Below are 26,904 nucleotides of genomic sequence, written 5' to 3' on the forward strand. Positions count from 1 at the left end.
CCATTGCGACCGAGGTCCTTACACGCAGGTTTCTGCGCCGGTGAGCGCGTTATCGTTATAAAGTTAAACCAAACTACCAATCCAACCAAAAATCGCACCGAGATTACCCAGCACCATGCCGATCAAAATCAAGACGAAAATCAGCCGTGTGGAATTCATATGCTTCCGTCCCAAAATCCAATATGAGAACAAAGCAATCGCCAACGGAATCAACGCCGGCATAATTTTGTCGAGCATGGTTTGGACATTCATCGTGACCTTGCCGACTTTATAGGTCAAATCAAGCTTGTAATTAATGACTGCAGGAATCATCGCGCCGACAACCGTTAAGCCAAGAATCGAAGCGCCTTCCGTGAAAATCGCCATGCTGTCGGCGAAGGTCGTTGCCAACCGGGTACCTTGCGCCAGCCCGACTTGGAACAACTTCCAACGCACCCATAAAATGGCCAAGCAACCAACTACCGGAATCAATAGGCCGATCGGTTGATTCGACAGTGCCATGTACGCCGTGATGGAGTAAATAATCGCATTGTAAATCGCAACGAAAATGGTATCGCCGACGCCGGCAAAAGGCCCCATTAACCCGGTTTTCAATCCGGCAATGGCCTTTTCATTTTCATCGTTCATTCCCAGTTGATCCTGCAAGGCAACATCCGCGCCGACAATCAAATGCGCCATTTGCGGGGTGGTATTGAAGAAGCCCATCTCCATGTTCAGCGCTTGCTTCATTTTGGCAGGATCATCTTTATACAGCCGTTTCAACGCAGGCATCACCGAATAAGCATAGCCCAGGCCTTGCATCTTTTCGTAGTTCCAACCCAACTGCAATCCCAAGACGTTTTGAATGAAGATGTGCTTAAGATCTTTTTTGGTTATTTTGTTTAATTTCAAGTCAGACATCGATCTCGACCTCCTCGTCGTCGCTACTGCCGCTGTCGTTACCACCATTGTCAGGCTTGCTTGGACCGTTGCCGTTGCCGCCATTGTGCTTGCGCTCGTTGGCCTCCATCACGTGAATCGCCGCAAAGACGAAGCCGACCAGCGCCGTGCCCAGCAGGGAGAAGGACTTCGTGAAGTAAGCCATGAGGACAAATCCGAGAATGAAATAAGGATAATACCGCTTGATTGGCAGGTACCGCATCAGGATCGCAATCCCCATCGCGGGCAAAATAATCCCGGCCGTCTTCAATCCGACCATCAGCCACGCCGGAATCCAGGCATTGATGGCCTTAACAACCGCCGAGCCAAAGAACAAGCCCACAAAAACCGGCAACATACGTGAAACCGTCCACGGAATGATCCCGTAAAGGTTGTTCCGTTCAACGCCTTTATAGTCACCCTTGAGTGCCAAGCGATCAGCATGATGCTGAAAAATCGTGTTGGTCATCCGCGCCAGAATATCCATTTGCGTCAGTAACAGGCCAATTGGAATCGCCAACCCGATCCCATAAGCAGCCCCGCGTCCGGACATAATCGCAAACGCACTGCCCATAATCGAACCGGAAAGAAAGTCCGGCACCGTTGCGCCGCCATAAGTCGCGACCCCCAACGTTGCCAGCTGCAAAGTCGCACCGACAATCAAACCGGTTTTGAGATCTCCCATAACTAGACCAGTTGCCGCACCACCAAACACCGGTGAAAATAAGCCGATCTTCAGTGAGAGTGCATCGAGTTGTGCCAAGCCCACATAGATCGTCAGAAAAATAAGTGCAAAAGCAGATATCGACATGATGTTTCCCCTCCCTAATAAGATTTCATCGATCAACTTGATTATGGTCCCATATGAAACTGTATTTCAAGTATTTGCGTTATAAAAGTTAACACTGAAATGCAGTTTCTCGTGGAACAGAAAAGTGTCACGTGTACCAATTAAGGAATTGCGAGTTAGTTTGCCAGCAAAACAGATTGCTGCATCTGTATCTGCATGAGCGTGTACAAGAAAATGGTGTGCTTCACGCTGACACTGCAACGAATGAAGGCATAAAAAAGTGGCCCCATTTTCAGGCCACTAAGGATGTTCTTACTATTGCAACTGGAACTTCAGCACGACCGGATTGTGATCGGAATACTGGAAACCGGTCGACACCACATGCACGCTTTCCGCTTTGATATTGGGTGACAGAATATAGCCGTCAATTAACGTCACAAAACTTTTCCCTGGTCGATACGGCTGATCAAGGGCGCGGACGGAAGGCACTTTAGCTTCAGCCAAGCCCATGGTCGGGATGTGAAATCCGGTTGGCAGTTTCGACTTAGGAAACAGGTGCGTCCAGGTTTCTTCGAGATTTTTGGTGTGGAAAATCTCGGCAGTATTTTTCAATAGCCGGTGGTTATAATCGCCAGCGACCATGACGTAATTGCCTTGCTTGTAGGCATGATCAATATACTTAAACAATTTGGCAAATTGTGCCTGCTGCACCTTCACATTCGGGGTAAAGGCGGACATATGGATGTTGACCATGATGAACTGTTTGCCGTTCGCGACCGTCGTTTTCGTGGCCGTAAAGGCGCGATCCAAGTCAATAATTTTGTTGAAGTCGGTATCAACCGGCAAACTGTAACGGCGGGAACTGTCGACTTTAGCCTTGCTTAACGTTAAAATCCCCGACTTCGCTTTGCCAATCGGTTGGGTAAATGGATAAAACAAATAAGCAGAATCGTAATTTTGCCCGTACACATTGGCGTATTGTTTTTGTGCCTGCGTTACCATGTTCACTTCATTCACGTGGCGGGAACGATCGCCATCCGGATCGATTTCCTGATAAAAGGCAATGTCCGGATTTTGCGCCTGCGTGGTTTTAATGACACCATTGATACTTTTTCGCACCGCTTGTTGACTATAAGCCCGCGAATATTTGCCGCCGTCCATGAAAAAACTATAGCTCGGCGGATAGGAGCCGTACCCGATGTTATAGGTCATGGCCGTATACGTCTGGCCTGGCTTGAATTGGGCATCTTGCTGATTTTTGACTTTCAACGCCTGATTATCCGGTAGCCGGTAATAAGTCGTGAAAAGATAAATCAGGTAACCGCCTGCGACCAGCACGACGGCGCCAACGACAATGGCAATCCATTTCAATAAGCGTTTCACCAATATTCCCCCATTAAGTTTGGTTTCAATCATTATAACAGTTGTCTTTTCACCTGAGACCAGTACGATTAAGTATGTGTACACGCCTGCCATTTTCGCAAGCAGGACGCACAATTTTACATAACCCAACATTGAAAGGAACCTGTTATGTCAGCCGAAATCGAGCGCATTTTAGCCGCTTTTGATCAATTCGATACCATCATCATTCACCGCCACATCAACCCTGATCCAGACGCCATCGGTTCACAAACCGGACTAGCGCTGCTGTTGCGGGCAGCTTATCCGCAAAAAGTCATTTACACTGCCGGCCCGGCCGCGCCCGACTTAGCTTGGATCGGGCCGCAGCAAGATGTGCCAGCAGCTGCTTATAAGGACGCACTGGTGGTGGTGATTGATACCGCCAATCGCTCGCGCATCGCCGGGACGCATTTTGACCAAGGCGCCATGCTGATTAAGATCGATCACCACCTGAATGAAGATCAACTCGGCACCATCAGTTGGGTCGACACCAACGCGTCAAGTGCTTCGGAAATGGTTTGGGAGCTGGTGCAACACAGCAAGCGCCTGACGCTCAATCAACCGGCTGCGGCGGCGCTTTACGCGGGGATGATCGGTGACACCGGTCGCTTCCTCTACGACTTAACCACGGCCCGCACGCATCTGGCAGCTGCCGACTTGCTTGCGACCGGCATTGACGCACCGGCGATCGGCCGCCGCGAAGACCAGTTTCCGGAAAAAGTCGGGCGACTCATCGGCTGGGCGCTGGAACATGTTAAAATTACGGCAAACGGTGCCGGATCACTGCTCATCACGCAAAAAGTGTTGCAACAATTCGGCTTGGCTTACGGCGAAGAGCAGCGCGCAGTCGGCAATATTGGCAAACTCGCCAGCATCGATCGCTGGGTGGTGTTCACGGAACATCAAGACGGCAAATATCGCGTCGAACTGCGGGGCAAAACCAAGGAAATCAACACCTTAGCCGTACGCCATGGCGGCGGTGGCCATCCCTTAGCAAGCGGCGCCGTGGCAGATGACCTTGCTGAAGTGCAGGCAATTACGCAAGAGTTAGCGCAACAATAACTTTCATGGGAGACGAGAAAACTCTAAAAGTACTCGTTAACAAAAAGAATAAGGCATTTCTCATCGAGTTGATGAAGCAACCGGTTGTTGAGGCAAATGCCTTTAAAACATTCCAGCTCGTGTTTGAGACTAACCCGCTTAATAAGTAAAAGAAGGCTTTAAGATCCGAAACTAGATCGGATTTTAAAGCCTTCTTTATTTGTTGCCTTCAATTGGCTCATCCATGTTACCAAACTTTTTCGCAAATGGCGTTATATACGACTCCGCCAGTTCGCGATTAACAATGGCTTGCCACCATTCCGGCGGTATTGCATCGCGTCCGCTGGCAGCCATTAATGAAGCCGCGATGGTCGCAATTGTATCCGTATCCTGGCCTAAGGCAGCAGCGCTCATGATTCCACTTTTCAAATCACGAGCATTGGCCGCCACCCAGACTGCTGCCTCCAGTGTATCAACGACATAACCGCTTGATTTAATCGCTGACACAGGCAGCTTCTTAAAGTTGGCCGCGAATAACCGGTGATAAACCGGTATTTCTGCTTGTTCTGCTGTCGGCAACGCTTCAAACGATAAGTTCACTGCTGCCAGCGCTTGCGATAGTGTTTTGCCATGCAGTAATTGCCACAATATTTCCAGATAAATGATGCTGCCAAGCACGGCTCGTGGATGCCGATGTGTCAGTTGGGTGTAAGCGCGATACTTTTTAGCCCGCTGATTGAATGCCGACTCATCATATAACGCAATCGCCATGGGAGCCAATCGCATCAAGGCACCATTGCCGTTTGCAAATTCAGAGGGATCACCGCACATTGTCGGTTCAGCCTGCTCAATGACATAAGTGCGAATCGCTTTAGCACAGGTATTACCAATATCAAACAGCTGACCGGTTGGCGTATAGGCGCCGCGCTCCATGTACGCCACAAACTTATCCATAAGATCCGCGTAACTGCCGTCGTGAGTCAGATTGTCAATGAGCGCAAGCGTAAAAGCCGTATCATCCGACCACGTTCCAGCCGCTTGCTTCCAGAATCCGCCACCAATCATCTCAGCTTCTACGGTATAAGATCCCCGCTCCTTAAATTCATACGGCACGCCAAAAGCATCGCCAACAATAGCTGCCTGAAGCACTCGCACAATGCTACCCGGTAACATTCGCACACCTCCCCATTCATGATTTAAGTTTATCATTTCATAAGGTTCATTTGGTGACTAATCGCCACTCGTCACTTTAATACCGACAATTCCGATGACCAACAACGCGATGAAAAGCCAAGTTGCTGGCTGCAGTTGATCCTTAAACAAAACCACACCAACAATGATCGAGCCAACCGCACCGATCCCGGTCCAAACCGGATATGCAAGACTTAACGGGAGATGCTTGACCGCCAGCGCAAGAAAGCCAAAACTTAAAATCATCCCTGCCAACGTAGCTAAGGTAAAACCTAATCGGGAAAAACCGTGCGACAACTTCATAAACGTTGCCCAAACGACTTCAAAACCGCCTGCTAAAACTAAATAAAACCACTGCATGTTCTTTTCCTCCTGTGATTAAATGCCAGTCATCAACCATCACAGCCAAACAAAATAGGGTGACAGTACCCGCAACCGCTACATTGACCTAATGCGGTTGCGATACTGTCACCCGGTAGTGACTAGTTATTTAAATTGCTGTTGTTAGGTATCTTTTCACATATTTACGGTGATGTCAAATTAGACAAGTAAAAGATATGTGTCAATTTGGGCAACTGCTGATTAACGCTTTTTACGACGTTTTTTACTTTTTCGCTTGCCCCGTTTATAGTCAGATAGCGAAACAGCTCTGCCTTTTGGTTTTGGCTTGGGCAATAATTGTGCTCCGCGCGCAAACATCGCAAGCAGTTCATCACCATGCTCTCTTTCGATCTTGTCATTGAAAATTAAATACAAAAGTAGATGTATCCAACTGGCAATGAGTGCCTGAGATTTTTCTAATGACTGTGTATGAATGGTGTTGGTGATGTAGTCAAGAAAGTGTTCCGGTTCCCATGTCTGTAAGGTTTCTAAATGTTGGGCATAAAGCGCATCACCCATCTGAACAACCGCATCAATGACCACTGATTGAGGATAAGCATCACGCAGATCCTGACTGTCTTCGGCTGCCCATGCCAATCTTATGTACTTAAGCAATTGATCGTGAACACTTGTTGCCGTGGCCAATTGCCATTGCTGATCGCCAATTTTGTCGACGTGTGGCTCGCTTTGATAGAATTCATCCGGCTGATACAAATTGTCTTGGTCCCATGGGTCTTCATCTGTGAACGCATCAGACATATCCTCGCCATCGCCCAGATCGTCCGTTTCACCGCTTGTGAACGTGGCGTCAATACGGTCTGACAAATCCATTCGGGGTGTCATCATTATTTGTGTAATAGCCATCTGCTTGATATGAACCACATGCCTTGCCGACAACCACACCAAGAAAGTCTCAATTAAGTCCAGACTGTCTGATAAGAGAATCATTGCCTCAACCTCATCGGGTTTCTCGTCAGCAAAACTATCCACGTATTGTTGAATGTCCGCGGATGTCCACTCGCTTGGGTTTAAACCGATGATATCTTCCATACCGGCGAGAAATGCCTGGATAAGATTGGGTGCATTTTCTTTAACTGCGGGATACACATACAACTACTGGTAGTTCTTGCTCTTTTCGAATCTCGGCCAGTACTGTTTGAATTTCGCCATAACTTGAGGTGAAATCGGCTTATCGGACATGATATTTTCCCCTTTCAATGACACTACATAAACTCTGGCATTCCCGGCGCTTGCGCCTCATATAGTTCCAACACCAGATTAACATTTCCCGATCATTAATTCTGTCCATCCAAGTACAAATCCTGCCCGAATCGCGACATTCATTGACTGAACATGTGAAAACTGTGTGCCATAGACGGGCAAAATATCCGGCCGCCGACTCTGAATAGTAGCGGTTAGCTGTTTAACCAATTGGACGGCAATGCCACGATGTCGATATTGCGGATCAAGAATTTCAACACTGATCTCCCAGCAGGCATCCCCATTCTGGCTCGCACCGGCTATGGCTTTTAATTCATCATCAACATGATAAGCGACGCCCAATTGATCTGGGTAATGGCGATCATAGCCGAACGCCATTGTGATTGCCTTGTTTGCTCGATAAGCGGGAATTTCATCCGCTTCAATCAGATGTATCTCCGGAATGAGATTTGACACAAACCGCTGACTCGGCACGAAAAAGGGGGCCATATTGCTCACCCTCAGACCAAAACTGCTTAATATCGTTGCTAATTTAGTTAAATTAGCCATCGACAAAAACCACGCGCCATCCTCTTCGCCAAACGCCCGCTTCAAAACTATTAGGGCTTCTGGATTTGTCACACGCACCAACAAACGATTGCCCCGAATCACTATGTCGCCTTCATCGCGTGCCCAAAAACGTGCCGCGGGCTGGGGCGGTTTTGCCATAAAAAGGTTACGTGAACCTTTCAGTTCTGCCGCCGACAATTGAAAATCGAGTCCTAACTGGGTGTTGATCAATGACATGCTGTTGTCCTCACTAATGGATTCTATCCTTCTCGAATCATCATCAATTCGCGAATCGTGCCAAATCTGGTCACATCTTCTAGCACTGTGTCCGTCTTCTTAAACCCAAACTTCAGGTAAAACTTCTGCGCCGCAAGATTATTGTTCAGCACCCGCACATAATTGTTTTCATAGGTTTGGCTAAGTCGTTTCAACGCATGCTCAATCAGCTGACTGCCGACGTGCTGCCGCTGGAATTGCGGTAAAACATACAACGAATATAATTCACCCCAACCTGCATAATCTGCCATGCGCGCATGACCAAAGCTGCAAACGCCGACAATCTCTTCGGATCCAGTGATTGCCAAAAAAGTGTTCTGCCACCGTTTTTCGGGATGCCACGATGCTGGCGTGAGCTGTCTTAAAAAACCTGCTGGAATCAGATGACGATAGGCCGACTGCCAAGTGTCGTAATATACCCTGCTGACGGCATCAAAATCGGTCTTCGGCGTTGCTTTAACAATGCGAATGCTCATCATGCCTAGTCACCTTCTTTTTCCAGCTGATTGTGTCGTAAGATCCAGTCTGCCGCAGTGGCTAAATCCGCACATTCAACCCATGTGTCGCAAACATCAGCTCGGCCAACAGCTCCGCGACCGGTAGCAACATGGATGCCCAAAATGCCTGCACGATTGGCACACTGCATATCAGCCCGATAACTGTCTCCAATAATCACAGCTTCCTCATTGGAAAAATGATACTTTAAGTGTGCCTGAGTCAAGAGTCCGGTTTTCGGTTTGCGGCAATCACAGTTGGCATTTTCAGCGTGCGGACAGATAAAGGCATCCGAGCATCCCAGTTCAAGGAGCGAGCGCCGCAATTCAGCCTCGTCCAGCTCACCAGCCGCGATCCGCGTTTGATTGGTTAAGGCAAAAACCTGAAGTCCCGCTGCACGCAAAGCATGAATGCCTTCCGCGCTGCCGGCATACGGCGCAAATTCAGATATAGGCGTAAAGTGTCCATCTCCGCCAATCGTCCCGTCACGATCAACGAAAACAATTTTTATCGGCATTAAGTAGCGCCCCTTCATAAATAGAAACACCGAATAAGAAACGAAAGACTAGTCCGTTAACCCTGCAAATACAACCCCCGGAACGTATCCACATCCGCATCTGTCAATTGCAACCCCTGCTGCAAGTACTGGTCAAAGTTGCCAAACTTCGTATCAATCACCTGAAAATAATGCTCCAGATACGCAGCATCCACCCTCAGCGCCACCGCAATGGTCTGCAGTTGCGAGGCCCGAACGCCTTGCTTTTTCAAATCAGCCAGAATCACCTGATTCGCGGTCTTGCGCTCTTGATTGGTCAACAAATAATCCGCCATGATCGTTTCATCGGGAACTGCCAACAACTTCAAGATGATCGCGGCGCCGACGCCGGTGCGATCTTTTCCCGCAAAACAGTGAAAAACAGTGGGCTCCGGTTCCGCCAGCAAGTCGTGAATAAACGCGTGGTAGCCTGCCTGTGCCGAGCCGCTCATCGCCAGCTGTTCATAAGTCGCCAGCATGTTTTCGCGCACATCGCCTTGTTCGGTTATCATATGACCCAAGCTCGCATCGTTGGTGGTGGCGTCTTTCAAAATGTCCAGCACCGTGTACGCCGCACCTGGCAGGGTCGTGTCAGGAAACTGCGCGCGTTCGTCTGCACTGCGCATGTCAATAATTTGCCGAATGCCCACCGTCTCGGTCAGATAACGTTTCTGAGCATCATCCAGTTCAAAAAGCTGCCCAGAGCGATACAACAACCCCTTTTTGACCATCTGCTTACTCTTGTTGCGATAACCGCCAAGTTCGCGAAAATTTGTGATTTTTTCCAAGTCCACACCCCTTTGTACCAAAAACGTCGCTGCCTTGAATCAGGCTTTTTGGCTGCATTGCGCTCGCCTTTTTAAAAATAAGATGACCGGCATCACGCCTGATCCTGCTGCCTTTCAGTCGCCGACCCAACCGCTGGCAAATTCAAGTTGCGCCAATTCACTTGCTCATAATCTTGCATAAATTGTGCTATATACTGACCGGCATGTAAGTCCAAAAGCCGCCGACCGCCTTCGGAAAGATAAACCAGCAACGATCGCTGATTAGAGAAGCTGCCGATCAAATCCGACGCATAAAGCTTAGCAAGCGCATGATTCAGATCCTCCGGCAAGGCGTTCATCATCACCTGCTGCCGCCTGCCTAAATGGATAAGCTGGTAAAAAATCATAGCCTGCGATTCTTCGGAAAAGGTCGCGTAACTATCATCAATTTGAAACGTTGTCCCATGATGGTGCCCGTATTTAATCAGTGACAGCACAAAGAAATCCTGATAATCAAACTTTAGCCAAGTCGCCGTTTTTAAAAATTCTGTCAGCTCTTCAGTCAGCTGTGCTTGTGAACGCAAGAAAAATGTCGGCACTTTTTGAAACCCGCTGAAAGCACGGTGGTTACTGATTCGGATGGCCAGATATTGGCTCATAGGATGGCCAAGAATCACATAGATTGACTGACTTTTCCGCGCACAATAGAAGCTGATGATACAGTCTTCGGCGTCCAAAGCGCCAGCAATGGCCGCTTTGACTTGCAATTCGCGTTTTTCATTCATCCGATTCACCTCGATCCGCCTTCAACATCAGGGTTTGCTACTAATTTAACACAATGAAGCGCGTGTTATACCGCATTTTACTTGCTACCACCAAAAAAATTAGTGTCTATTGGCACAAGATTGGCATCTCATTAATGCTCAACGATTTGCTATACGGTTCCTTTTGTTGTACTTTAATCGCGGAAGCACTTCCATGGATTTTGTTCGCTCTAAAACCGAATCCATAGAAGTGCTCTTTGTTGTCTCGGGCCAAAACAACGCGACGACAGTAAAAACTGCTCGATGCAACGACTCGACCACATTCATTTTTAAGAATGGAGCGATTATTTTGGAAAAAGATCTAGCGCCGATCACCCTTATCTCTGCCGGCCAGTCCAACATGGATGGGCGGGTGCCCGTGGCGGAACTGCCCGCCGACATTCAGTTGCCGCTGGCGGATTGCCACTATTGCAGCAACGACACCCCTGATCACGATAAAGGCGTCTTTCAGCCCAGTTTGAAAACCAGCGATTTATCTCAGGATCGCTGGGGCTTCGACTTGGTGACCTACCACAACATTTTGCAGCGGACGCCTTATCAAGGTCTATACGTCATCAAATGTTCCGAAGGCGGGACATCGATCGACCCAACCGGTGATGGTGATCGCCACTGGACCACGCATTTTGACGAACTCGCTTCGCCTGATGACTCTTTGCTGCTGCCATTCACCCACCTCATCAAGCAGTGTCTCGCGGCGAGTCAGCAACACCTCGACATCAAGGCCATGCTGTGGCATCAAGGCGAAGCCGACCGCGGATCCTATTCGCAAGCTGCCGCCGATCACTACTATGACAATCTCAAAGCTGTCTTCACTTACTGCCGCCAGTTAGTCGGCAACGCTACCTTACCCATCATCTGCGGCACCGTCAGCCATCACTCCGAACAATACGACCCGCAAGTCGAAAAGAGCATGATCCAACTAGCTTCGGAAGACCCCAACATCCACATGATCGACATGCAAAACGGCACCTTGCTGGACGCCTATCATTTTGACGCCAAAAGCGCCGAGTTCTTTGGTAACGAAGTCTTCAACTGCTTGATTGACCAGAAGATCATCGAAGGCAAAAAGTTAGATCTGCCCGCAGTTAAGATTTATTGACTTCCGAATATTTACTTACAGAAAAAGCCTCCCATACCGGAGACTTTTTTTGATGATGTCAAAATGTTGTTGCGTACTAATCGTCAAACCGGATACACAACATGAAACGATTCAAGAACGATTCGCGCTGTCGCTGGGTCAAAGGGTTTACCTGCTTCCGCATATTCGGCTTTAAAAAATGCTTCGTGAACCTGTCGCCAATAGGCTAAGCTGCGATCTCCCTCACCTTCACGAAACGCATGGTCGGCCGTCACCGCTAAAAATGGCTGGACTTCAACAGCATCCGTGTAAGTCACGCAAACAGGTTCGTTGGATGCATTTAAAATCACATCATACGCGCCTGTTTGTGGCAATGGTTCATCGACAGCATATAGATCTCGTGCACTTGCTGTTGCCGTTTTTTTGCCAACAAGCACGAGTGCTGCCAATTTATCTGCTTCAGCGCCAAACTGATACGCGCTTTGTAACGGTGTGGATCCCGGCAAACCCAACACCTGCTTTGCTTGGGTAAAATAAGTTTCCGGTGTCATTATCTTCCTCCTTGCTTAGATGGCTCAATCAAACAAATACCTGCTGATTTTGGCCAATATATCTCGAAGATTTGAAGAAACAGCCGCTTTTAAAAATATATCTCTTAGAAATGGCCAAAATTGAGAGAAATATTTTTTGGCAAGGTAAACAGTGTGATTTTTTCACTTTTAAAGTCCACGCTCACTTATGATACGGGCTACCAATATTAATCATAAAAGCGCGGTAGATCTGCTCCATCAACACCAAGCGCATCAGCTGGTGCGGCATGGTCAATTTGCCGAAGCTCAAGGTGTCGTTGGCGCGCTTCATGACGGCCGGTGACAAGCCAAGCGAGCCGCCGATCACAAAGGTAATATCCGAGTGGCCATATGTACCGAGATTGGCAATCTCCTTGGCAAAGACTTCGGAAGGACGTTGCTTGCCTTCAATCGCTAAGGCAATGACCCACTCCTTGTCCTTGATTTTGGCCAAAATACGCTTACCTTCCTTGTCCTTAACCTCCGCCATTTCGGCTTCGGAAAGGTTCTCCGGTGCTTTTTCATCCGCCACTTCAACAATTTTGACTTTGGCGAACTTGTCCATCCGTTTTAAGTACTCCGCGATACCTTCACGAAAGTACTTTTCTTTCAATTTACCGACACCAATGATTTTAATATTCACGTTACTTGCTGCTCCCGTCATCATGCTTCTGCCACAATCTTGTCTTAATTCAAGTATACCAGACGTTCTGTTGGGTTTAGCTATTGTCATCGTTCGGTTTTTAGCGCAAAATGTACAGGTTGAGTTTTTTTCAAATGAGGTAAATTGATGATTGTTATTCGGCGTCTGATCAGAGATCGGGTCCTGCAGATCACCGGCTTGTTGGTCGTCATAAGTCTATTCATAGGCCGGCCTAAAATAAGCGACATAAGTTTTGCCACATTATGGTCCATTCTTGCCATGATGACGGTGATTCAAATCTTCGAACACCTACATATTCTTGATTACTGGGCATATCGGCTAACGTCCCGGGCGAACAACACGCGCCAGTTAACGTGGTGGTTTATTTTCCTTGCCATTTTTGCCAGCATGTTTCTTTCCAACGATGTCACGGTTTTAACGCTGATACCGCTATATCTGCGCGTGGCCAAGAAATATCAACTGCCGGAAATTCTCCCAGTAACCTTGATCGGAATGGCTGCCAACTTTGGTAGCGCCTTCACCCCGTTCGGTAACACCCACAATATTTTCCTGATGCATCAATTCCAGATTAATCTAAAAGAGTTTTTCAGCTGGTCAATCCCGTTGCTGGCCTGCAGTTTCTTGGTGTTGGTGTTACTAAGCCTGTTTTTGCGCAACGTCCCGGTACCCAACGTGCCCACGGAACATATTCATATTCAAATCCGGCCGACGATTTTTGCCGTCATCGTTGCGTGCGTCGTTTTCGCCGGAGTCATTGGCATTGTGCCTGCTTGGGTCGGCGCGGTATTAGCGATTCTCCTTTCAGTCGCCCTCGATCCAAAAGACATGAAAGATGTGGATTATGCGGTTGTTTTGACTTTCGCCGGTTTTTTCGTGATTGTCAGCGTGGTCGGACAGATTCCATGGGTCACCCATTTTATTGCCAGTCTTGAAAATTCAGAGGATTCAGTTTACTTAAGTGGGGTTCTGACCAGTCAGGTTATTTCCAACGTTCCGTCCACCGTTCTGTTGGCCCGATTTACCGGCTATGTTGAAGCGCTGTTTTATGGTTCCAATATCGGCGGTGTGGGTACGCTGGTCGGATCGATGGCTAACTTATTGGTTTTCAAGCAGTATTTGGTTTACGGCAGTCGCCCACACGCACGCTTTTTTGTCGGGTTCACCGTGTTCAACTTAGTGGCGCTGATCATTTTGGGGTGCGCCGGTTACTGGTTAACCGTCCGCTAATCGTCGTACAATTAAAAGCAAACGGAGGTGGCGCGATTGAAACTCACCATTACAGATGTGGCGCAGAAAGCCGGCGTATCTAAAGCGACGATTTCCCGCTATTTGAATGGGCGTTTTGAACATATGTCGGACGCCACCAAGGCACACATTGCTGCGGTGATTGCGGAGCTCAACTATACCCCCAGCCGCCAAGCCAGCTCGCTGAAAACCCACCGCAGTCACTTGATCGGCGTTGTGGTTGCCGATATCTCCAACATTTATTCGACTTTATTAATCAGCGGTATCAACAAAGTCACGCAGCATTCGATGGATCAGATTCTGATCAATGACGCGGCCAATGACCTGAAACGCGAAGAAAAAGCGTTGAAAATGTTACTGAGTATGAATGTTGACGGGATTATCATGCAGCCGTTAAGCGCCGTGGCCCATCATTATGATCTGATTCGTGACAGTCAGACGCCCATGGTTCTGGTTGACCGCTTGACCCGACCGCTCGCTTGGCCAACTGTCACTGCCGACGACTACCGCTCGACCACTAAACTGGCACAAGCCATCCACAAAAGTCATTACCGGGATATCCTGATCCTTATCAATCCGATCGCCCAGATTTCCACACGCCAGTCCCGTTACCAAGCCTTTTTGGACACGTTTAAAAATACGGCGACCACGGTGACATTATTGGAAACCGAAAACGATAGTGTTGCACCTCTGGCCACTTGGCTCGAAGCGCATCCCCAAACACATCCACTGGTTTTTGCCGCGAACGGCCGGTTGTTAATGGCAACGCTGCGCTGGCTGCATGCAAAAGGCCTGCGCATCCCTCAAGATATTGCCATCAGCGGCTATGACGACTGGGATTGGGCCGAGTTGGTCACGCCGGGCATCTCCGCAGTTTCACAACATCCCGATGTCATCGGCACAACGGCAGCTCAATTACTGGCGCAACAAATCGCCGGTGAACCGGTTGCGGTCCAGCGTCTGGAAATTCCCGCGGATGTGCGCATTCGCTCATCATTTTGATTCTGAAAATTGACACCAAAGTAAATCGCTTCTAGAGATGAATGGAATCTCTAGGGGCGATTTTTGCGTTCCTAGGCTGTGCTACCTCGACCGCACACTTTAATCAAAACAAAACGGGCGTTTTACTTGACCACGATTGTAAGCGCTTGTATAGTGACGATGTACTCTTTAAGGAAACCGGTTTCCCAAATACATCGTTGTCACCCATTAACGCGTTCGCCAGCGCAAAAGTCTGCGTGTAAGGACCTTGGACGCAATGTCCACTTACACCCCAACTTCTAAGCTCGCCGGCTCACGCTCACACAATAGGGAGGGATTTGACATGCCAGCACCAATTGTTGCCAATCTTTTATTGCTCGCTTCTGAATGGCAGGCAGGCCAATCACAGGCTGACCTGGTGTCAGAGTTGGTCAACTTGGGCTTTTCGACCATTGAAGTCAGGCGGGAATATTTTGGCGATATTTCCCGGGAACTGCCGCAAGTGGCTGAACTTGCCAAGGATCACCAGCTGACGCTTTTCTACAGTGTTCCAGACGAAATTTTCGTTGCTGAGGGTCAGGTCAACCCAAAGCTTCAAGGTTACTTGGATGAGGCAAAAGCCATGGGCGTGACCAAGATCAAGTGGAACATTGGCGCTTTTGCCGAGTTTTCCGGTGATCTGGCCAACGCCTTGCTTCCGCTGACCCAGCAAGGCATCGAAATCAATATCGAAAATGACCAAACCACCACAAGCGGTCGCTTACAGCCGGTTTTGACATTTCTTCAGGCCGTCACGGCGGCGAATATTCCGATCGGCTATGTTTACGATTTAGGTAATTGGCCGTTCGTTGGCGAAGATCCGCTGAAGGCAGCGACTGCGCTGCGTCAGTATACGCGGTACATCCACGTGAAAGACGACCTGACCGGTGGCGAAAAGCCAGTCACCGTTCCGTTAGATCAAGGCGATCTGCCGTGGCGTGATATTTTGGCGATCTTGCCAGACACAGTGCCCATCGCCTTGGAATATCCGACCGCACATCACGGCATTATCTTGGAAGGCAAAAAACTGCTGCAAGATGAGCAAGCTAGGGGGTCACGTACATGAATAACCAACGTTTGCAAATTGATCCGGAACAATTCGCCCTGAATTTTATCAAGTCATTAAATATTCAGGTGTCACCGGAAAAAGTGGATATTGAGGCAGCCAGTAAAGAAGCTTTAGCTGCGTATTTGTCGGCATTTTATCTCGCTGAGCGGTTTAACTCGACTGAGAACAAGTTCTTTGAGGATCCTGATCAAAGCGGCATCCGTTCTAGTTACCAACGCATTTTAAGCGAGTTGAACAAGTATTAAGGGGGCGCTTCACATGGGGAGTCTAATAACCGGCATTTTACTTGTTTTGACTTTCGTTTTATTCATTACGTTTGCGATGCGGGGTGGCAACTTGACGGTCGGGTTCTTCGTCATGGCGATTGTGTGGACCATCATCGGACTGATACCGCTCAACGTCGCGATTAAAGAAATTTTCACCGATCCCGTGCTGAATTACGGCAAAACCGCTTTGTATATCATTCTCGGTTCCTGGTTTGGCCGCGTGCTAGTGGACACCGGCATTGCCGGGTCGATCAGCCGCCGCACCCAAAGCGTCGGCAGCAAGGCGCCCGTGATTGCCACCATTTTAATTGCCATTATCACCGCCTTGATCTTCTCAAGTGCCTATGGCGTGGGTTCGGCGATTGCGGTCGGGGTCATTCTTTTCCCGATTATGTTTTCAATGGGTGTCCCCAAAAATATTGCCGTGTCGATTTTCACGCTGTCGATCGGCGCAGCCATGTATATTAATCCGGTTTTGTTTAACCAATTCACCGTTTTCTTCAAAGGGGTTGTCTGGGGTGATCATTATCTGCGGTTCGGCTTTGTCGCCATGGCTATTCAGATGCTGGTCGTTATCGCCATGATCATTTTCTATGCCCGGAAAATCAGGAATGGCAAGCCTTTCGTTGTCGAGTCAGAGACACCGGAAACAAGCGTCCCGCCGGATGTGAATCCGATCACGTATCTGTTGCCGGTGTTGCCCGTGGCCATGAGCATTTTCTTCAAATGGGATGCGATTCCGGCATTGTTGCTGGCCACGCTCCTGGCGTTTGCAATGACCGGCAATATGAAATCTTACGTGCATTTTGTCCAGATGATGAACACCACGACCAAAACGGCCATTGGCGATATTGCCGGTTTGCTGATCATGTTGCTGGTCTTGACCATGTTTCAAAGCGCGGCAGTCCACACCATGGGCCAGTTCACCGCGGTTTTCAAACACATCATCCCTGATAGCCGCTTGTTGATGGTGTTCATCATGATCGTCATCGCACCACTGTCCTACTTCCGCGGCCCGTTGATGCTTTATGGAGCAGGCGCGGCGACGGCGGCGATTTTTACCGCCACCGGCTTATTCCCGCCTTACTTCTTATACGGGCTGCTCGTTGTCCCGACCATGATGGCGGTGTCGGCCGACATCACCCAATCCTGGAATCTCTGGTCGGTTGAATATGCCAAGCTTGATACCAAAACGTTTCTGCTAACCGGATTGCCTTGGGCTTGGATTGCGACGATCTTGAATTTGTTGGCGGCTTATGTGTTGTTGTAATATCTGCGTTCATTTAAAGAGGGGGAACATACCATGTCAGAATTTCTTACCATCGGAGAACCAATTGCGCTTTTTGCTTCACAGGATACAGATCAATCACTCAAGGATGCCTTGAACTTCCGGAAGTATCTGGCCGGAGCCGAGGTCAATGTGGCTGTCGGAGTTTCGCGTTTAGGTCACTCGGCGCAATATATCACGCGGCTAGGCGAAGATCCGTTTGGCGATTTCATCAAGGACCAGTTGCGTGAAAATCATGTCCAAACCGATTATATTGATAGTACGCCTGATTATTGGACCGCGTTCCAGCTTAAAAATAAGGTTTCAACTGGCGATCCGAATATTTTCTATTTCCGGCGGGGTTCTGCGGCCGCCCACTTCGATGCCAAAACGCTCGACCGCATTGATTTTTCGGAGGTGAAATTCGCCCATCTTTCCGGTATTTTCCCGGCGATTTCGGAACAGGCGCTAGCTGCTTTTCGCCACTTGATTGACTTACTGCATGAGCACAACATCCGGACCACCTTCGACCCGAACTTGCGCCCGCAGTTATGGTCCAGCCCGCAAAAAATGGCGGCAACACTCAATGAGCTGGCAAAAGAAGCCGAGATTATTTTGCCCGGCGACAACGAAGGGGAACTTTTGGTAGGCTCGCGTGATCCGGAAACGATTGCTGATTTTTACCTTAATCAAAGCGAACGCACGCAAACGGTGGTCGTCAAAGTCGGTCCTAAAGGCGCGTATGTTAAGAATAAGGGTGAAGCCGGTTATTGGGTGAAAGGCTTTAAGGTGGCGCAGGTCGTTGATACGGTTGGTGCCGGTGACGGTTTTGCCTTGGGGCTGATTACCGCCTTGATGGAAGGCAAGTCCCAACGTGATGCAGTCGTCCGCGCAAACGCAATTGGCGCTTTTGCGGTTCAGGCGCCTGGCGATAATGACGGTTATCCGACGTCTGAGCAACTGCAAGCATTTTTGGACAAAAATCTGACTGTGATGGGAGACGATTTTTAATGAAATTACAGGTGGCAATTGATCGGGTACCGCTAGCCGATGCAGTTGCGTTAGCGCAACAATTGGATGGCAAAGTTGCGATTATTGAAATGGGCACCAGCTTGGTGAAGGATGAGGGCTTGGCCGGGTTTCGCGCGATGCGGGCGGCGATTCGCACATCACAATTGCTCATTGATCTAAAAACGATTGACGAGGGTGGCTATGAATTCAAACAGGGCTTCGCGGCGGGGGCCGACATTTTAACCGTGATGGGTGCGGCGTCACTGGCAACTCTGAAAACAACGGCAGCGGCGACGGATGCGGCGAAGAAAGAAATGATGATCGACTTGATGGAGGTTGATGCGGCCAAGCAGCAAGCCATCAGTATTTTCCCAAATGCGATTTATGCGCTGCACCACAGCACCGACCGCCAAGATCACCTGGATCCAACCGCAACGGTGGCCGATTTTCACGCCGCCTTTCCTCAACTCAAGCGACTGGCGATTGCCGGCGGGATTGATTTGGCCGGGGCAACGGCGCTGGCTGCACAAGGATTGACCGAAATTGCCATCGTCGGCAGCGCCATCACCAAAGCAGCTGACCCAGTTGCAACAGCACAACAATTTATGGAGGCAATTAAAGCATGAAAGTCATTCCGGATATTATGGCAGAAATCAACCAAGTCATGGCGCTCGTCAATGAAGATCAATTAGACGCGGCCATGCCCTACTTGACCAAGGACAAACGCATCTTCGTCATCGGCGCCGGTCGCAGCGGTTTCCAGGCAAAAGGCTTCGCCATGCGCCTCATGCACATTGGCTACACCGACTATGTGATGGGCGAAACCATTACCCCGTCCATTCAAAAAGGCGATACCTGGGTGGCGGTTTCCGGCTCGGGCACCACCAAAAGCATCGTTGCCGATACTGAGGCAGCCAAGAAACTCGGCCTCAACATTGTGGCCTTTACCAGTGCCGTTGACTCGCCGCTGGCCAAACTCGCTGATGCGGTCGTGATTGTTCCTGGCGCAACCAAAACCGGCGCCGGCGTCAAATCAATCCAGCTGCTCTCGACTTTGTTCGACCAAACCGTCCACATCACCTTGGATGCCCTCACGCTAAAGTTAGCTAAACGTGATGACACCAGTAATGCCGACGCCTTGCACGAACACGTTAATGTTGAATAAATCATGATTGTTCTAGATTTCAAGCTTTGTTTTCTGTAGCTTTCTAAAAAGTGCCCTTAAATTGCGCGGTTTACATGGCAATTTAAGGGCTTTTTTGAGCTTGTGAGCCCTGCTATGGCAGTTTTGTATCCGTTTTCATTGCTTTTCTTCCGGAACGTGCTAGAATTAAGCTTTGCTAAAGAGATTACGTATTTTTAAACAAAACTTTTGTAACTGGACAGCTGTTGTTCATTGATACTTGGGTTCCATGCTCGTGTATCTAGAACGCAGCAGCTTTCAGTTGAACTTTTTTTATTATTACGCACATTAACGCGTTCGCAGTCGCAGAAATCTCCGTGTAAGAATCTTGGTCGCAATGGCCTAAGCCCGGGCCATCACGCCCAAGACCACTTACACTCCGATTTCTAAGCGCTCCTGCTCACGCTCACCAGGAGGAACTATTCTATGAAGCGCAGGACGTTGTTTTCGATCATCGTCGTCACGCTAGTCGCAGGTTGTTTCACGCTTTTTTATGGCGTGCACAGCACCTGGACCGACACCCAATCAGCACACGCCGTTCAAGCGGCTACCAATCAAGTTGATACCTTGTTCAAAGACTCATCGCATCAACTGCCTGCCGCGGAACTTAGTCAGGAAAAAATTGCTGCCGCCGAAGCCAGTTTACAAGCAGCACGGCGCAAACTCACCGAGCCAGAGCAGGCTAGCCAACTCGCCAGCGCCCAGGCAGACTTAGACGCCGCTAAGCAAATGCTAACTGTCAAAAACGCGGTGGCACAAAAACCAACCAAATTGACTGAGTTGAAGACGTTAACGAGCGAATCGCAGCAAGCGTTAGCCAAACTGGCCAAACAAAAGCCGACGTTCGTTCAGACTTATCAAAAACAGGTTGCCCAGCTGTCCGATCAAGAAGCGGCTGTGGCTAAAGTCGCCAACTTATTTACTGACGACGATTTTAAAGAACCCAAGTCCGGCTTAAGTAACAGCGAGATTCAGGCCGCCTTGGCAGCACTCAAACATATTGATAACCAACAATTGGCCGACCAGATGTTGCCGGCGATCGCCACTGCTCAACAGGCGGCCTCGGATGATACTTCCAGTGCTGAACCAAGTGTGTCGTCCTCGACGGTACCAAGTTCCTCAGCAAGCGGCTCCGAGTCATCTGCCACGAACAGTCAGTCGACATCTTCTGCTTCAAGTACCAGCAATGAGTCTAACCAAAGCCAGCAGGAGTCTAGCAACTCATCGTCAGCAAATTCTGCTAGTTCTTCGAGTTCGCAAGGTTAAGCTGTTCCAAAAGAAAGAGGCTACGCGTAAAATAGCGTGCAGCCTCTTTCTTTTTGCTTTGCGTTTGGAATTGCTGAATCTCTTAAACTATTAAGCATAATGAAAAATAAGAAGAATACCCACAACAAACAAAACAATTTCGAGAATTATGGAAAACCTAACAATCATATCAGCATCATGATTGTTTTTGTCTATCATAATCTTCTTTTGAAAGGATGAATCTCCTTTTATCAATTCATCTAAGGTTAGTCCCAATTCATCACTAATCATGATGAGCTGTTTTATGTTGGGATATTTGCGGCCAGATTCCCAGATTGCAACTTGAGTCACCGTCGTATGAACTGATTTCGCTAACTGATATCTGCTTAACGCCATTGCTTCACGTTTTTGTTTAATTGAGTTCCCAAAAGACATATCATTTCCACCTCTTTTGCCGAGATTATTTTACATTGTCTTCGTCATACGGTGTTGAGAGCTTATCGTAAGGTAAGAAGCCTTGAATGATGGAATTTTTGTCGAAAAAAAAGCGATTAATCCCAGGTAGATAACTTTGGCCATCATGTCTCTCCTTCATCTAAAGAACATATTCTTCTTGTGATATTGTATGTATACCAGATGTGGTAACAGTGTACAGGACCAAAAGTTTTCCAGTCAACACTTTTTTGAAACGTTTGTTATAGAATAACAGCGACAATCAAAAAATCTTTTCCGACATTTGGAAAAGATTTTAAGAATTCCGGTTCAAATGTACATACTGCATCGCCGTCATAAACTGATATATCAGATCTTTGAGCTTTGTCGTCTCAAAATCACTTAGGATATCTAGCTATGCCTGTTCACTTTAGGGGGAGAGGCTTTTTATAACTTCTAGTTTTAGCATCCTCTTGAAGGCTAACCCAATATGCATGGCTGTTTGTCGATTTTTCTGTCTTACGCCGCCAACGCATCCACCAGTTGCGTTAGATAATCAATAAAACTCAAGTAATCCGCAATCGCCACATTCTCATTGGGCCCGTGCGCCGCCGAGTTGGCATTGCCGATGCCACAGGAAATAATCGGGGCGTGATCGATGTCGTAAAAGTACTTCATCGGGCCGCTGCCGGGTGAGTTTAACTCGACCTGAACATCGTCATCCCCATAAGTCGCCTTGGCCAGCGCCACTGCTTCTTGCACGCGTGGGTCGTCCGGATCGGTTCGGAAAGGCGGCTCGCCGAGAAAGTCCGACACAATGACGTCATCGTAACCGCTGGCTGTTAATGCCGCCTTGATTAAGCGCACGGTCTCGGCTGGCGTTTGGTTCGGAACCAGCCGCAAATCGATTTTGGCCAGCGCGGTATGCGGCAGAATCGTTTTGCCGATCCCCGGGCCTTCATACCCGCTTGAAAAGCCATTGATCGTCATGCTCGGCCGATTATACAAAGCTTCTTTAATATCGTCAGCTGGCACGGTCGCCGGACGCGTGATGCCATAGTTCTTGGCAAAAGCCGCATAATCAAAGACTGCACTGTCGATCAGTTGCTTTTGGGTGGTGGTCAAAGGCTTCACGGCATCGAGAAAATGGGGGATCGTGATCTCGTCTTTGGCATTCTTCAAGGTCGCCAGCGCCTGCACCAAGCGCCATGCCGGATTCTCGGTAATCGCGCCTAAGCTGGAATGAAGATCAAAATCAGCTGTCTTGACGCTGAGCTGAAACGCCACGCCGCCTTTGACGCCGAGCGAAATTTGAAACTTGCCTTGCTCATTGCGGCCGCCGGATTCCCACAAACAAAAGTCCGCCGCCAACAAATCAGCATATTGCTTCAACAAGTCTTCCAAGTGCGGACTGCCTTGTTCTTCCCCACCTTCAACAAGAAACTTAATCGTACAAGGCAAGCCACCTTGCGCCTGTAACCGTTGGATCGCAGCCAACCGCGCGGCTAACTCACCTTTGTCATCATTAATCCCGCGAGCATACAGATGAGTGTCCGTCATTTTTAACTGGAATGGATCACTTTTCCATAAATCTAGGGGTTCTGCCGGTTGGACATCATAGTGATTATAGAAAAGCAACGTCGGCGCATCCGCGGATTGACCCTGGAAAACCGCGTAAACTGCTGGATTCGCCGCTTCGGTGGTTAAAATCCGACTGGTGGTCGCGCCAAATTTGGTAAATTGTTGCTTTAAAAAGGCCGCCGTTTCGGCAATTTGGTTGTCCGCATCTAGCGAAACCGAACGCAACTGCAAATACTGAGTTAAAAATGCTTGCATTGGAAGATTCATTTTCAAGCCTGCTTTCTTATAACCTTATTTGAAATACGCATAGCGATATTCGGCCGGTTGCAACATGCTGTAGTGCAAGCCGCCGACTTTGGTGTTGATCAGGCGACTATTGGCACTTTGAAAGACCGGAATGTAGCCAGCCACGTCAATCACGCGGGCATTAGCGGCAAGTTCTTGCTGATAGCGGGCGGTGGCGCTTTGACCCGTGGTGGTGTTGACCTTTTTCATCAACGCGGTGAATTGCTCATCGCTAAACTTCGAAAAGTTCGAAATGTTGTCTGCCGTTGCCGTGTTCAGATAATCTGACGGATCCTGAATCGTTGAGTTCCAGCCCATCAAGACCGCGTCAAACTTGCCGTCAAGCGATCGCTGGATCCGCGTCATTTTTGGCAGGCTGCTGACCGTGACCTTCAGCTGTGGCAGCACCTTGGTTAGCTGACTCTGGATGTATTCGCCGACTTGCTTGTCAGTATCAACATCGGACGTGAGAATCGAAAAACTGATGCTATCAGTGTTGAGCTCTTTCAATGCCGTCTTGAGATATGCCTTGGCTTTAGTTGGCGAATATGTCAGCGGCGTCTTGGCATCTTCAGTAAAGTCTTTGCCGGTTGTCGGATTGGTTTTAAGACCCTTAGGTACAAAAGCCTTGGCCGGCTGGGAGCCATCCTGTAGAACTTTACTTGTGAGCGCCTGCCGATCAAGTGCGGCTGAAATGGCACGGCGCAAGTTGACGTTATTAAGCTGCGGGTTCTTGGTATTGAGTTGCAGATAATTCATATTGGCGGCCGGTGTCTTCGTCAAGGCCGGGTTTTGCGCTTCTTTTTGAATCAAGTTGCCGGATAGCGGCGCATCATCTAGCTTGCCTGTCGCAAAAAGGTTATCGACCGTGCTGGAATCTTTCAAAACGTTGACGTGAACGTGATTGATCTTGACGGTTTTAGCCGCGTAGAAGTTCGGATCTTTCACATAGTCCCAGCTATCACTAGTGGTGCTAAAGTTTTTGATTTTATACGCGCCGTTCGTCACAATCTTGTCGGCGCTTGAACCAAATTTCTTACCATAACGTTTCACCGCCGCTTCATTGGTCGGGTAATAACCGGTCATCTGACTGGAAAAATAGGGCGTCGGCTGACTAAGTTGGATTTTCAGGACATATTTACTTGGAGCGGAAACGCCAAGCGTATCGGGTGACTTTTTACCATCCACGATGTCCTGATAATTGGCAATGGCATCATATTGGTAGGCGAATTCGGTTTTGGTTTTCGGATCCACAATCCGCTTGAGTGAATAGACAAAATCCTTGGCTGTTACCGGGGTGCCATCACTCCATTTGACATCTTTACGCAACGTAAGGGTGTAAGTTTTCCCATTGTCAGTTGGTTTCACAACCTTGGTAGCCATGGCCGGAATGATCTTGCCGGATTTGTCGTGGTCATACAATGGCGTCATGATTTGCTGCAGGATGGCGCCGCTGGTTGCATCGACGGCGTGGGCCGGGTCAAGGGAGCTGGCCTCGGTGCTGACAGCAACGTTTAGGGTGCGTTGGTTGGTTGCTGCTTTGGTTGATTGGCCGCATGCGGCTAGAAGTAGGGTTAGGGTGATGCAGGTTAGTCCCAGGGAGTTATACTTTTTCATTTTGTGCCACCTCGTGAAAGTTTTTTGGTTAGGGTGCTTGGCGTTGGAGGGGGAGTTCTCCGATGCTGTTGCTCTCCATAACGCGCTCGCAGTCGCAGAAATCTACGTGTAAGGACCTTGAAGCCCAAATGGCCAAAGCCCAGCCATTTGGGCTTCAAGGCCACTTACACTCCGATTTCTAAGCGCTCCTGCTCGCGCTCAACAAAAAAACCGTCCATAACAAACATTCTTGTTAAGGACGGTTTCCCGCGGTGCCACCTTAGTTTGATCATGAGACTGCGCCTAGGGTTTTTGCCCTTGGCAGTTGATGATCACGCTTAGCCCGGGGCCAACACCCCGGCGACAACTGACGTATGCCAACACGTTTCCCCGTACTTGATGATCTTTCGGGGGAACCCTCAGTGGTCCATTTACTGACTTGCGTTCGGCCGGACTCTCAGCAGCGCCGGCTCTCTGTGCGTGCACCATCAGCTTGATCTCCACTTCAAAGGTTTGCATGAACGGTTTATTTGATTGACATCAACGTTAACCGACTGCCTGGTTAATTGTCAAGCATCTGGCCATTAAATAACCAAATAGACTAAAAATAATTTTAATGGGCGCTCATTCTTGCCGTTATAGTCACCACGGCTCCTTTTCAATTTGGCAGGGGTTGCATTCATTTAGTAAACCCCTTATATTACGAATATATTAATGTGTAACAAAAAAGATTCAATTCGTGACCTGTTTGCAATGGTCCTGTTAAGTCCAGCCCGTACCATTAGGTTATTGGAGGTGGCATCAATGAAACAGAAACATATTTTCCAAATCCTGGTCGGCACCTTGATCGCTGGGTACCTGACCGTTTTCTACGGGATGCGGAGCACGATCGATACCTCATTTGCGCAACACGCGGTTCAAGCGGCAACGCAACAAACCAATCAACTATACACATCCGCAAAGCGAACTTTTCCAGCCAAACATTTGTCTAGGGCCGCGGTAACTTCAACTCAGGAAAAGTTGAAGCAACTGGCCAACAATGTTGATGATCGCAAGCAAAAGAAAACGATTCTGAAAGATAAACAAGACGCTGATGCAGCCAGTTACATGTTAACGATTGAAGAAACCACGAAGGCTCAGAGCAGCAATCTGGCTCAACTTGCCGAAGATGGTTCGCAGGCCAATAAGGCTTATAAGGCCATTGCGTCGACTAAGCCTGAATTTGCCGCTGATTACCAACAATCAGTCAGTCAGCTTTACAGAAAGTCGCTGGCAATTTCCCAGATTCAGAAACTCTATAAGGATCAAAACCTGCAGCATCCCAAGTCTGATCTCAGCAGCAGCAGTGTCGACTTAGCCGTTAACGCTGTTGAAAATGTCGAGAACCAGGATTTTGCTAAGAATGTTTTGCCACTGGTCCAAGTTGCCCGTAAGTCACAGGAAAGCAGCGACTCAAACGTTGCGATGGGTAACACGACATCAAGCGGTCAAAGCACGCAAAAACAAGCCGCAACTGCCAACAGTTCAGAACCGGCCAGTGGCGTTGGCAAAAAGGATAACTCATCTAGTCAGGCACCGACCAGCAGCGCCAGTCAGTCAAATCAGACCAGTCAGTCCTCCTCCACTGCAACAAGTAGCAGTTCTTCAAGCAAGTCAGACAATCAGACGCAACCTTCATCCGACCCGACTGCTTCAAGTAGTTTGGAACCAATGACGACGGTTCTCAGTGGCGGCCTGTACAAGACTTATGATGACGCTGTCGCAGCCATCAAAGTTCAAGGCAAGTCTGTTGATGATATGACCGTGAAATCAGTGACGATGAGTGATGGTTCTTATCAGTGGACATGGGGCCCAACTGGTGACAGTGGAAGCAGCAGCAACAAAACGAGCGCTTCCTCAAGCACCAGCAGCTCTGCACCGACCACAAGTTCTGATAATGCCCAATCATCTAGCCAAGACAATTAGCTTTAATGTCTTTTTGAGAGAACTGGAGTCCAAAAACGC

28 protein-coding genes are annotated in these 26,904 nt (G+C 48.7%); 12 read left to right on the forward strand and 16 right to left on the reverse strand.

The features are described 5' to 3' along the window. Positions 1 to 63 precede the first annotated feature (63 nt). The 3 genes from LACSTY_RS13970 to LACSTY_RS13980 all read right to left on the reverse strand — a co-directional run bounded on the left by LACSTY_RS13970 (position 64) and on the right by LACSTY_RS13980 (position 3,091). Positions 64 to 900, reverse strand: a complete 837-nt coding sequence (locus LACSTY_RS13970) for a PTS system mannose/fructose/sorbose family transporter subunit IID (protein WP_087913097.1) — start codon at positions 898 to 900, stop codon at positions 64 to 66. After that, positions 893 to 1,729: a PTS mannose/fructose/sorbose/N-acetylgalactosamine transporter subunit IIC gene (locus LACSTY_RS13975; protein WP_087913098.1), complete on the reverse strand. Its 837-nt coding sequence runs from the start codon at positions 1,727 to 1,729 to the stop codon at positions 893 to 895. The genes LACSTY_RS13970 and LACSTY_RS13975 overlap by 8 nt, the downstream gene beginning before the upstream one ends. A 294-nt stretch (positions 1,730 to 2,023) precedes the next feature. Next, entirely contained in the window at positions 2,024 to 3,091 is a 1,068-nt protein-coding gene (locus LACSTY_RS13980) for an endonuclease/exonuclease/phosphatase family protein (RefSeq protein ID WP_087913099.1), read from the reverse strand. 147 nt (positions 3,092 to 3,238) lie between these two features. Here LACSTY_RS13980 and LACSTY_RS13985 point away from each other — a divergent pair, with 147 nt between their 5' ends. Then, the gene (locus LACSTY_RS13985; RefSeq protein WP_087913100.1) at positions 3,239 to 4,171 is read left to right on the forward strand and encodes a DHH family phosphoesterase; all 933 of its coding nucleotides are present in this window, start codon (positions 3,239 to 3,241) and stop codon (positions 4,169 to 4,171) included. 195 nt (positions 4,172 to 4,366) lie between these two features. Here the strand turns inward: LACSTY_RS13985 and LACSTY_RS13990 are convergent, their stop codons facing one another. The 8 genes from LACSTY_RS13990 to LACSTY_RS14025 all read right to left on the reverse strand — a co-directional run bounded on the left by LACSTY_RS13990 (position 4,367) and on the right by LACSTY_RS14025 (position 10,350). Further along, on the reverse strand, positions 4,367 to 5,323 hold the full coding sequence (locus LACSTY_RS13990; RefSeq protein WP_087913101.1) for an ADP-ribosylglycohydrolase family protein: 957 nt from the start codon (positions 5,321 to 5,323) through the stop codon (positions 4,367 to 4,369). A 57-nt stretch (positions 5,324 to 5,380) separates the two neighbouring features. After that, complete coding sequence (locus LACSTY_RS13995) at positions 5,381 to 5,701, reverse strand: DMT family transporter (protein ID WP_010490584.1); 321 nt, start codon at positions 5,699 to 5,701, stop codon at positions 5,381 to 5,383. A 222-nt stretch (positions 5,702 to 5,923) separates the two neighbouring features. Next, entirely contained in the window at positions 5,924 to 6,829 is a 906-nt protein-coding gene (locus LACSTY_RS14000; RefSeq protein WP_151466785.1) for a hypothetical protein, read from the reverse strand. A gap of 171 nt (positions 6,830 to 7,000) precedes the next feature. Next, complete coding sequence (locus LACSTY_RS14005) at positions 7,001 to 7,729, reverse strand: GNAT family N-acetyltransferase (RefSeq protein ID WP_087913103.1); 729 nt, start codon at positions 7,727 to 7,729, stop codon at positions 7,001 to 7,003. Positions 7,730 to 7,752: 23 nt separating this feature from the next. Further along, a complete protein-coding gene (locus LACSTY_RS14010) occupies positions 7,753 to 8,247 on the reverse strand; it encodes a GNAT family N-acetyltransferase (protein ID WP_087913104.1) in 495 nt (164 codons plus the stop codon). A gap of 2 nt (positions 8,248 to 8,249) precedes the next feature. After that, on the reverse strand, positions 8,250 to 8,780 hold the full coding sequence (locus LACSTY_RS14015; RefSeq protein ID WP_087913105.1) for a D-glycero-alpha-D-manno-heptose-1,7-bisphosphate 7-phosphatase: 531 nt from the start codon (positions 8,778 to 8,780) through the stop codon (positions 8,250 to 8,252). 56 nt (positions 8,781 to 8,836) lie between these two features. Then, a complete protein-coding gene (locus LACSTY_RS14020; RefSeq protein ID WP_191981874.1) occupies positions 8,837 to 9,592 on the reverse strand; it encodes a tyrosine-protein phosphatase in 756 nt (251 codons plus the stop codon). Between the two features lie 86 nt (positions 9,593 to 9,678). Beyond that, complete coding sequence (locus tag LACSTY_RS14025; RefSeq protein ID WP_087913107.1) at positions 9,679 to 10,350, reverse strand: hypothetical protein; 672 nt, start codon at positions 10,348 to 10,350, stop codon at positions 9,679 to 9,681. Positions 10,351 to 10,678: 328 nt separating this feature from the next. Here LACSTY_RS14025 and LACSTY_RS14030 point away from each other — a divergent pair, with 328 nt between their 5' ends. Then, complete coding sequence (locus tag LACSTY_RS14030) at positions 10,679 to 11,488, forward strand: sialate O-acetylesterase (RefSeq protein ID WP_087913310.1); 810 nt, start codon at positions 10,679 to 10,681, stop codon at positions 11,486 to 11,488. A gap of 83 nt (positions 11,489 to 11,571) precedes the next feature. Here LACSTY_RS14030 and LACSTY_RS14035 read toward each other — a convergent pair whose 3' ends face one another. Together LACSTY_RS14035 and rlmH are read right to left on the reverse strand one after the other, a co-directional pair. Continuing rightward, positions 11,572 to 12,018, reverse strand: a complete 447-nt coding sequence (locus tag LACSTY_RS14035; protein ID WP_087913108.1) for an ASCH domain-containing protein — start codon at positions 12,016 to 12,018, stop codon at positions 11,572 to 11,574. A gap of 181 nt (positions 12,019 to 12,199) precedes the next feature. Continuing rightward, positions 12,200 to 12,679, reverse strand: coding sequence for a 23S rRNA (pseudouridine(1915)-N(3))-methyltransferase RlmH (rlmH, locus tag LACSTY_RS14040; protein WP_087913109.1), 480 nt, complete (start codon positions 12,677 to 12,679; stop codon positions 12,200 to 12,202). A 147-nt stretch (positions 12,680 to 12,826) separates the two neighbouring features. Between rlmH and LACSTY_RS14045 the strand changes: the two genes are divergently transcribed. The 9 genes from LACSTY_RS14045 (at position 12,827) to LACSTY_RS14085 (ending at position 21,027) form a co-directional block, all read left to right on the forward strand. Beyond that, positions 12,827 to 13,927, forward strand: coding sequence for an SLC13 family permease (locus LACSTY_RS14045; RefSeq protein WP_049169539.1), 1,101 nt, complete (start codon positions 12,827 to 12,829; stop codon positions 13,925 to 13,927). A 36-nt stretch (positions 13,928 to 13,963) separates the two neighbouring features. Next, a complete protein-coding gene (locus LACSTY_RS14050) occupies positions 13,964 to 14,947 on the forward strand; it encodes a LacI family DNA-binding transcriptional regulator (RefSeq protein WP_161492256.1) in 984 nt (327 codons plus the stop codon). A 322-nt stretch (positions 14,948 to 15,269) separates the two neighbouring features. Further along, positions 15,270 to 16,031, forward strand: coding sequence for a sugar phosphate isomerase/epimerase family protein (locus LACSTY_RS14055; protein WP_087913111.1), 762 nt, complete (start codon positions 15,270 to 15,272; stop codon positions 16,029 to 16,031). Continuing rightward, positions 16,028 to 16,279 (forward strand): hypothetical protein, encoded by a 252-nt coding sequence (locus LACSTY_RS14060; RefSeq protein ID WP_010490551.1) that lies wholly within the window; start codon positions 16,028 to 16,030, stop codon positions 16,277 to 16,279. Before LACSTY_RS14055 ends, LACSTY_RS14060 begins: the two co-directional genes overlap by 4 nt. 13 nt (positions 16,280 to 16,292) lie before the next feature. Then, positions 16,293 to 17,570 carry a gluconate:proton symporter gene (locus tag LACSTY_RS14065; protein WP_087913112.1) on the forward strand — a complete coding sequence of 426 codons (1,278 nt, stop codon included), beginning with the start codon at positions 16,293 to 16,295 and terminating at the stop codon, positions 17,568 to 17,570. 33 nt (positions 17,571 to 17,603) lie between these two features. Continuing rightward, positions 17,604 to 18,578 (forward strand): sugar kinase, encoded by a 975-nt coding sequence (locus tag LACSTY_RS14070; RefSeq protein ID WP_087913113.1) that lies wholly within the window; start codon positions 17,604 to 17,606, stop codon positions 18,576 to 18,578. Continuing rightward, complete coding sequence (locus LACSTY_RS14075; RefSeq protein WP_087913114.1) at positions 18,578 to 19,204, forward strand: orotidine 5'-phosphate decarboxylase / HUMPS family protein; 627 nt, start codon at positions 18,578 to 18,580, stop codon at positions 19,202 to 19,204. The genes LACSTY_RS14070 and LACSTY_RS14075 overlap by 1 nt, the downstream gene beginning before the upstream one ends. Further along, a complete protein-coding gene (hxlB, locus tag LACSTY_RS14080) occupies positions 19,201 to 19,743 on the forward strand; it encodes a 6-phospho-3-hexuloisomerase (RefSeq protein ID WP_087913115.1) in 543 nt (180 codons plus the stop codon). The genes LACSTY_RS14075 and hxlB overlap by 4 nt, the downstream gene beginning before the upstream one ends. Positions 19,744 to 20,187: 444 nt before the next feature. Next, positions 20,188 to 21,027, forward strand: coding sequence for a hypothetical protein (locus LACSTY_RS14085; protein ID WP_087913116.1), 840 nt, complete (start codon positions 20,188 to 20,190; stop codon positions 21,025 to 21,027). Positions 21,028 to 21,117: 90 nt separating this feature from the next. Here LACSTY_RS14085 and LACSTY_RS14090 read toward each other — a convergent pair whose 3' ends face one another. The 3 genes from LACSTY_RS14090 to LACSTY_RS14100 form a co-directional block, all read right to left on the reverse strand. Next, positions 21,118 to 21,441 carry a helix-turn-helix domain-containing protein gene (locus LACSTY_RS14090; protein WP_049169547.1) on the reverse strand — a complete coding sequence of 108 codons (324 nt, stop codon included), beginning with the start codon at positions 21,439 to 21,441 and terminating at the stop codon, positions 21,118 to 21,120. A gap of 516 nt (positions 21,442 to 21,957) precedes the next feature. Next, positions 21,958 to 23,286 (reverse strand): M20 family metallopeptidase, encoded by a 1,329-nt coding sequence (locus LACSTY_RS14095; RefSeq protein ID WP_087913117.1) that lies wholly within the window; start codon positions 23,284 to 23,286, stop codon positions 21,958 to 21,960. Between the two features lie 24 nt (positions 23,287 to 23,310). After that, positions 23,311 to 24,921, reverse strand: a complete 1,611-nt coding sequence (locus tag LACSTY_RS14100; RefSeq protein WP_087913118.1) for a peptide ABC transporter substrate-binding protein — start codon at positions 24,919 to 24,921, stop codon at positions 23,311 to 23,313. A 783-nt stretch (positions 24,922 to 25,704) separates the two neighbouring features. Here LACSTY_RS14100 and LACSTY_RS14105 point away from each other — a divergent pair. Then, entirely contained in the window at positions 25,705 to 26,865 is a 1,161-nt protein-coding gene (locus tag LACSTY_RS14105) for a FliK family flagellar hook-length control protein (RefSeq protein ID WP_087913119.1), read from the forward strand. Positions 26,866 to 26,904 lie beyond the last annotated feature (39 nt).

This window comes from Lacticaseibacillus styriensis (genome assembly GCF_030770295.1).
In the GTDB taxonomy this organism is placed as follows: domain Bacteria; phylum Bacillota; class Bacilli; order Lactobacillales; family Lactobacillaceae; genus Lacticaseibacillus; species Lacticaseibacillus casei.

What these genes read in the sequence shown, in the direction of transcription:
- LACSTY_RS13970 (WP_087913097.1), bottom strand. Translation starts at nt 900, where the DNA reads ATGTCTGACTTGAAATTAAACAAAATAACCAAAAAAGATCTTAAGCAC.
- LACSTY_RS13975 (WP_087913098.1), bottom strand. Translation starts at nt 1,729, where the DNA reads ATGTCGATATCTGCTTTTGCACTTATTTTTCTGACGATCTATGTGGGC.
- LACSTY_RS13985 (WP_087913100.1), top strand. Translation starts at nt 3,239, where the DNA reads ATGTCAGCCGAAATCGAGCGCATTTTAGCCGCTTTTGATCAATTCGAT.
- LACSTY_RS13990 (WP_087913101.1), bottom strand. Translation starts at nt 5,323, where the DNA reads ATGTTACCGGGTAGCATTGTGCGAGTGCTTCAGGCAGCTATTGTTGGC.
- LACSTY_RS13995 (WP_010490584.1), bottom strand. Translation starts at nt 5,701, where the DNA reads ATGCAGTGGTTTTATTTAGTTTTAGCAGGCGGTTTTGAAGTCGTTTGG.
- LACSTY_RS14005 (WP_087913103.1), bottom strand. Translation starts at nt 7,729, where the DNA reads ATGTCATTGATCAACACCCAGTTAGGACTCGATTTTCAATTGTCGGCG.
- LACSTY_RS14010 (WP_087913104.1), bottom strand. Translation starts at nt 8,247, where the DNA reads ATGATGAGCATTCGCATTGTTAAAGCAACGCCGAAGACCGATTTTGAT.
- LACSTY_RS14015 (WP_087913105.1), bottom strand. Translation starts at nt 8,780, where the DNA reads ATGCCGATAAAAATTGTTTTCGTTGATCGTGACGGGACGATTGGCGGA.
- LACSTY_RS14025 (WP_087913107.1), bottom strand. Translation starts at nt 10,350, where the DNA reads ATGAATGAAAAACGCGAATTGCAAGTCAAAGCGGCCATTGCTGGCGCT.
- LACSTY_RS14035 (WP_087913108.1), bottom strand. Translation starts at nt 12,018, where the DNA reads ATGACACCGGAAACTTATTTTACCCAAGCAAAGCAGGTGTTGGGTTTG.
- LACSTY_RS14045 (WP_049169539.1), top strand. Translation starts at nt 12,827, where the DNA reads ATGATTGTTATTCGGCGTCTGATCAGAGATCGGGTCCTGCAGATCACC.
- LACSTY_RS14055 (WP_087913111.1), top strand. Translation starts at nt 15,270, where the DNA reads ATGCCAGCACCAATTGTTGCCAATCTTTTATTGCTCGCTTCTGAATGG.
- LACSTY_RS14060 (WP_010490551.1), top strand. Translation starts at nt 16,028, where the DNA reads ATGAATAACCAACGTTTGCAAATTGATCCGGAACAATTCGCCCTGAAT.
- LACSTY_RS14065 (WP_087913112.1), top strand. Translation starts at nt 16,293, where the DNA reads ATGGGGAGTCTAATAACCGGCATTTTACTTGTTTTGACTTTCGTTTTA.
- LACSTY_RS14070 (WP_087913113.1), top strand. Translation starts at nt 17,604, where the DNA reads ATGTCAGAATTTCTTACCATCGGAGAACCAATTGCGCTTTTTGCTTCA.
- LACSTY_RS14075 (WP_087913114.1), top strand. Translation starts at nt 18,578, where the DNA reads ATGAAATTACAGGTGGCAATTGATCGGGTACCGCTAGCCGATGCAGTT.
- hxlB (WP_087913115.1), top strand. Translation starts at nt 19,201, where the DNA reads ATGAAAGTCATTCCGGATATTATGGCAGAAATCAACCAAGTCATGGCG.
- LACSTY_RS14085 (WP_087913116.1), top strand. Translation starts at nt 20,188, where the DNA reads ATGAAGCGCAGGACGTTGTTTTCGATCATCGTCGTCACGCTAGTCGCA.
- LACSTY_RS14090 (WP_049169547.1), bottom strand. Translation starts at nt 21,441, where the DNA reads ATGTCTTTTGGGAACTCAATTAAACAAAAACGTGAAGCAATGGCGTTA.
- LACSTY_RS14095 (WP_087913117.1), bottom strand. Translation starts at nt 23,286, where the DNA reads ATGAATCTTCCAATGCAAGCATTTTTAACTCAGTATTTGCAGTTGCGT.
- LACSTY_RS14100 (WP_087913118.1), bottom strand. Translation starts at nt 24,921, where the DNA reads ATGAAAAAGTATAACTCCCTGGGACTAACCTGCATCACCCTAACCCTA.
- LACSTY_RS14105 (WP_087913119.1), top strand. Translation starts at nt 25,705, where the DNA reads ATGAAACAGAAACATATTTTCCAAATCCTGGTCGGCACCTTGATCGCT.